This is a genomic window from Streptococcus sp. 2022WUSS135 (assembly GCF_044427045.1).
In the GTDB taxonomy this organism is placed as follows: Bacteria; Bacillota; Bacilli; order Lactobacillales; family Streptococcaceae; genus Streptococcus; species Streptococcus hashimotonensis.
On record NZ_JAOTGL010000052.1, the window covers coordinates 1 to 5,453 of the forward strand.

1 tRNA gene and 3 rRNA genes are annotated in these 5,453 nt (G+C 48.5%); all 4 read right to left on the bottom strand.

Going from position 1 to position 5,453, the window contains the following annotated elements:
- Window positions 1–86: ribosomal RNA gene (rrf, locus tag ODU45_RS09795) — 5S ribosomal RNA — on the bottom strand; the annotation flags it as partial.
- A 202-nt stretch (window positions 87–288) separates the two neighbouring features.
- Window positions 289–3,193, bottom strand: a 23S ribosomal RNA gene (locus ODU45_RS09800).
- A 300-nt stretch (window positions 3,194–3,493) separates the two neighbouring features.
- Window positions 3,494–3,566, bottom strand: a tRNA-Ala gene (locus ODU45_RS09805).
- A 53-nt stretch (window positions 3,567–3,619) separates the two neighbouring features.
- Window positions 3,620–5,168: ribosomal RNA gene (locus tag ODU45_RS09810) — 16S ribosomal RNA — on the bottom strand.
- Window positions 5,169–5,453 lie beyond the last annotated feature (285 nt).

Consider the following 5,453-nt stretch of genomic DNA (forward strand, 5'->3'; position numbering starts at 1 on the left):
AACCCCCAACTACTTCAGGCGTTCTAGGGCTTAACTGCTGTGTTCGGCATGGGTACAGGTGTATCTCCTAGGCTATCGTCACTTAACTACTGAGTCTTGTCAACTCAAAATTGAATATCTATATTCTAACAAGTTTTACCAACGCTGTCAATATTGACTTCGGTTTTAATAAGTAATTGTATTCGAACTAAAAAGCTAGTGATTTAGATAAATCGCCTTGAAGTCTAACCGACTTCCGCGTTGATTTCCTAAAATCATACGCTTTTCTTAACGTTCTCATTACTTAATTTGGATAAGTCCTCGAGCGATTAGTATTGGTCCGCTACATGTGTCGCCACACTTCCACTTCCAACCTATCTACCTGATCATCTCTCAGGGCTCTTACTAACATAAAGTTATGGGAAATCTCATCTTGAGGTGGGTTTCACACTTAGATGCTTTCAGCGTTTATCCCGTCCCTACATAGCTACCCAGCGATGCCTTTGGCAAGACAACTGGTACACCAGCGGTAAGTCCACTCTGGTCCTCTCGTACTAGGAGCAGATCCTCTCAAATTTCCTACGCCCGCGACGGATAGGGACCGAACTGTCTCACGACGTTCTGAACCCAGCTCGCGTGCCGCTTTAATGGGCGAACAGCCCAACCCTTGGGACCGACTACAGCCCCAGGATGCGACGAGCCGACATCGAGGTGCCAAACCTCCCCGTCGATGTGAACTCTTGGGGGAGATAAGCCTGTTATCCCCAGGGTAGCTTTTATCCGTTGAGCGATGGCCCTTCCATACGGAACCACCGGATCACTAAGCCCGACTTTCGTCCCTGCTCGAGTTGTAGCTCTCGCAGTCAAGCTCCCTTATACCTTTACACTCTGCGAATGATTTCCAACCATTCTGAGGGAACCTTTGGGCGCCTCCGTTACCTTTTAGGAGGCGACCGCCCCAGTCAAACTGCCCGTCAGACACTGTCTCCGATAGGGATAACCTATCCGGGTTAGAGTAGCCATAACACAAGGGTAGTATCCCAACAGCGCCTCCATCGAAACTGGCGTCCCGACTTCATAGGCTCCTACCTATCCTGTACATGTGGTACAGATACTCAATATCAAACTGCAGTAAAGCTCCATGGGGTCTTTCCGTCCTGTCGCGGGTAACCTGCATCTTCACAGGTACTAAAATTTCACCGAGTCTCTCGTTGAGACAGTGCCCAAATCATTACGCCTTTCGTGCGGGTCGGAACTTACCCGACAAGGAATTTCGCTACCTTAGGACCGTTATAGTTACGGCCGCCGTTTACTGGGGCTTCAATTCAGATCTTCGCTTACGCTAAACCCTCCTCTTAACCTTCCAGCACCGGGCAGGCGTCACCCCCTATACATCATCTTACGATTTAGCAGAGAGCTGTGTTTTTGATAAACAGTTGCTTGGGCCTATTCACTGCGGCTGACTGTAAGTCAGCACCCCTTCTCCCGAAGTTACGGGGTCATTTTGCCGAGTTCCTTAACGAGAGTTCTCTCGCTCACCTGAGGCTACTCGCCTCGACTACCTGTGTCGGTTTGCGGTACGGGTAGAGTATGATACATCGCTAGAAGCTTTTCTCGGCAGTGTGACGTCACTAACTTCGCTACTTAACTTCGCTCCCCATCACAGCTCAATGTTACAGATACAAGCATTTAACTCATATCACACCTCACTGCTTAGACGGGCACTTCCAATCGCCCGCTTTAGTTAGCCTACTGCGTCCCTCCATCACTTCATACTCTAGTACAGGAATATCAACCTGTTGTCCATCGGATACACCCTTCGGTCTCTCCTTAGGTCCCGACTAACCCAGGGCGGACGAGCCTTCCCCTGGAAACCTTAGTCTTACGGTGGATGGGATTCTCACCCATCTTTCGCTACTCATACCGGCATTCTCACTTCTATGCGTTCCAGCACTCCTCACGGTATACCTTCTTCACACATAGAACGCTCTCCTACCATAACACTAAAAGTGTTATCCACAGCTTCGGTAAATTGTTTTAGCCCCGGTACATTTTCGGCGCAGGGTCACTCGACTAGTGAGCTATTACGCACTCTTTGAATGAATAGCTGCTTCTAAGCTAACATCCTAGTTGTCTGTGCAACCCCACATCCTTTTCCACTTAACAATTATTTTGGGACCTTAGCTGGTGGTCTGGGCTGTTTCCCTTTCGACTACGGATCTTAGCACTCGCAGTCTGACTGCCGACCATAAATCATTGGCATTCGGAGTTTATCTGAAATCAGTAAACCGAGATGGCCCCCTCATCCAAACAGTGCTCTACCTCCAAGATTCTCAAATGTCGACGCTAGCCCTAAAGCTATTTCGGAGAGAACCAGCTATCTCCAAGTTCGTTTGGAATTTCTCCGCTACCCACAAGTCATCCAAGCACTTTTCAACGTGCCCTGGTTCGGTCCTCCAGTGCGTCTTACCGCACCTTCAACCTGCTCATGGGTAGGTCACATGGTTTCGGGTCTACGACATAATACTAATCCGCCCTATTAAGACTCGGTTTCCCTACGGCTCCGTCTCTTCAACTTAACCTCGCATCATATCGTAACTCGCCGGTTCATTCTACAAAAGGCACGCTCTCACCCATTAACGGGCTCGAACTTGTTGTAGGCACACGGTTTCAGGTTCTATTTCACTCCCCTTCCGGGGTACTTTTCACCTTTCCCTCACGGTACTGGTTCACTATCGGTCACTAGAGAGTATTTAGGGTTGGGAGATGGTCCTCCCGGATTCCGACGAGATTTCGCGTGTCTCGCCGTACTCAGGATACTGCTAGGTATAAAGAATATTTCAAATACGAGGCTTTTACTCTCTTTGGCCTACCTTCCCAGGTAGTTCTTCTATACTCTTTAAGTCCACATTGCAGTCCTACAACCCCGAGGAGTAAACTCCTCGGTTTGCCCTCCTGCCGTTTCGCTCGCCGCTACTAAGGCAATCGCTTTTGCTTTCTCTTCCTGCAGCTACTTAGATGTTTCAGTTCACTGCGTCTTCCTCTTCACTACCTTAACAGTAGTGAGTGACAGGCATTACCTGCCGGGTTCCCCCATTCGGACATCCCTGGATCATTGCTTACTTACAGCTCCCCAAGGCATTTCGTCGTTAGTCACGTCCTTCATCGGCTTCTAGTGCCAAGGCATCCACCGTGCGCCCTTATTAACTTAACCTTATTAACCTAATTTTTTCAAAAATTAGAAAACTCATTAAATATTCACAGCGTTTTCGGTTTATTTTCTTGTTACTATTTCTATACGTACTGTTACATACGTTTAGGAATGTTTGATAGATATTCAATTTTCAATGGACAAGTTTAGGATATGAACGACGGTCGCTTCTGCGAAACTTCTGGAGAAAATTAGAAATCTGACGCTGTGTGTCTTACACACAAGGAAGATTATCTATTTTCCTAAGAAGTTAGTCGTGAATTCAACTTCACTGCTATTCAGTTTAGTAGGATTCCTATCCTATGGAGCCTAGCGGGATCGAACCGCTGACCTCCTGCGTGCAAAGCAGGCGCTCTCCCAGCTGAGCTAAGGCCCCACAAGACCTCTCAAAATTAAAGAAGACTCACGTACAGGTTTCCATTTCCTTAGAAAGGAGGTGATCCAGCCGCACCTTCCGATACGGCTACCTTGTTACGACTTCACCCCAATCATCTATCCCACCTTAGGCGGCTGGCTCCTAAAAGGTTACCTCACCGACTTCGGGTGTTACAAACTCTCGTGGTGTGACGGGCGGTGTGTACAAGGCCCGGGAACGTATTCACCGCGGCGTGCTGATCCGCGATTACTAGCGATTCCGACTTCATGTAGGCGAGTTGCAGCCTACAATCCGAACTGAGACTGGCTTTAAGAGATTAGCTTGCCGTCACCGACTTGCGACTCGTTGTACCAGCCATTGTAGCACGTGTGTAGCCCAGGTCATAAGGGGCATGATGATTTGACGTCATCCCCACCTTCCTCCGGTTTATTACCGGCAGTCTCGCTAGAGTGCCCAACTGAATGATGGCAACTAACAATAGGGGTTGCGCTCGTTGCGGGACTTAACCCAACATCTCACGACACGAGCTGACGACAACCATGCACCACCTGTCACCAGTGTTCCGAAGAAAAATCCTATCTCTAGGACGGTCACTGGGATGTCAAGACCTGGTAAGGTTCTTCGCGTTGCTTCGAATTAAACCACATGCTCCACCGCTTGTGCGGGCCCCCGTCAATTCCTTTGAGTTTCAACCTTGCGGTCGTACTCCCCAGGCGGAGTGCTTAATGCGTTAGCTGCGGCACTGAGTCCCGGAAAGGACCCAACACCTAGCACTCATCGTTTACGGCGTGGACTACCAGGGTATCTAATCCTGTTCGCTCCCCACGCTTTCGAGCCTCAGCGTCAGTTACAGACCAGAGAGCCGCTTTCGCCACCGGTGTTCCTCCATATATCTACGCATTTCACCGCTACACATGGAATTCCACTCTCCCCTTCTGCACTCAAGTTTGACAGTTTCCAAAGCGTACTATGGTTAAGCCACAGCCTTTTACTTCAGACTTATCAAACCGCCTGCGCTCGCTTTACGCCCAATAAATCCGGACAACGCTCGGGACCTACGTATTACCGCGGCTGCTGGCACGTAGTTAGCCGTCCCTTTCTGGTAAGATACCGTCACTGTGTGAACTTTCCACTCTCACACACGTTCTTCTCTTACAACAGAGCTTTACGATCCGAAAACCTTCTTCACTCACGCGGCGTTGCTCGGTCAGGGTTGCCCCCATTGCCGAAGATTCCCTACTGCTGCCTCCCGTAGGAGTCTGGGCCGTGTCTCAGTCCCAGTGTGGCCGATCACCCTCTCAGGTCGGCTATGTATCGATGCCTTGGTGAGCCGTTACCTCACCAACTAGCTAATACAACGCAGGTCCATCTCATAGTGAAGCAGTTGCTCCTTTCAAGCATCTACCATGCGGTAAATACTATTATGCGGTATTAGCTATCGTTTCCAATAGTTATCCCCCGCTATGAGGCAGGTTACCTACGCGTTACTCACCCGTTCGCAACTCATCCGTCTAGTGCAAGCACCAGACTTCAGCGTTCTACTTGCATGTATTAGGCACGCCGCCAGCGTTCGTCCTGAGCCAGGATCAAACTCTCATAAAAAGTTTTGATTCAAACTCAAGCTATCACTAGCTTTCCGTTTTATTGTTTTGTTTTGTCATTGACGATTTATCATTAGATAAATCACCCTGCACGTTTGGTTCGTCTTCTTTAATTTTCAAAGGTCTTGTTCGTTGTCGCTCTCTCGCGACAACTATCTTAGTTTATCATTTCTTAGAAACTTTGTCAACACTTTTTTGAAACTTTTTTTCGTTTCGCTGTTGACTAGTTCCTCAAGAGACAACTCAATTATTCTATCATCTTCTGATGGACTTGTCAACACTTTTT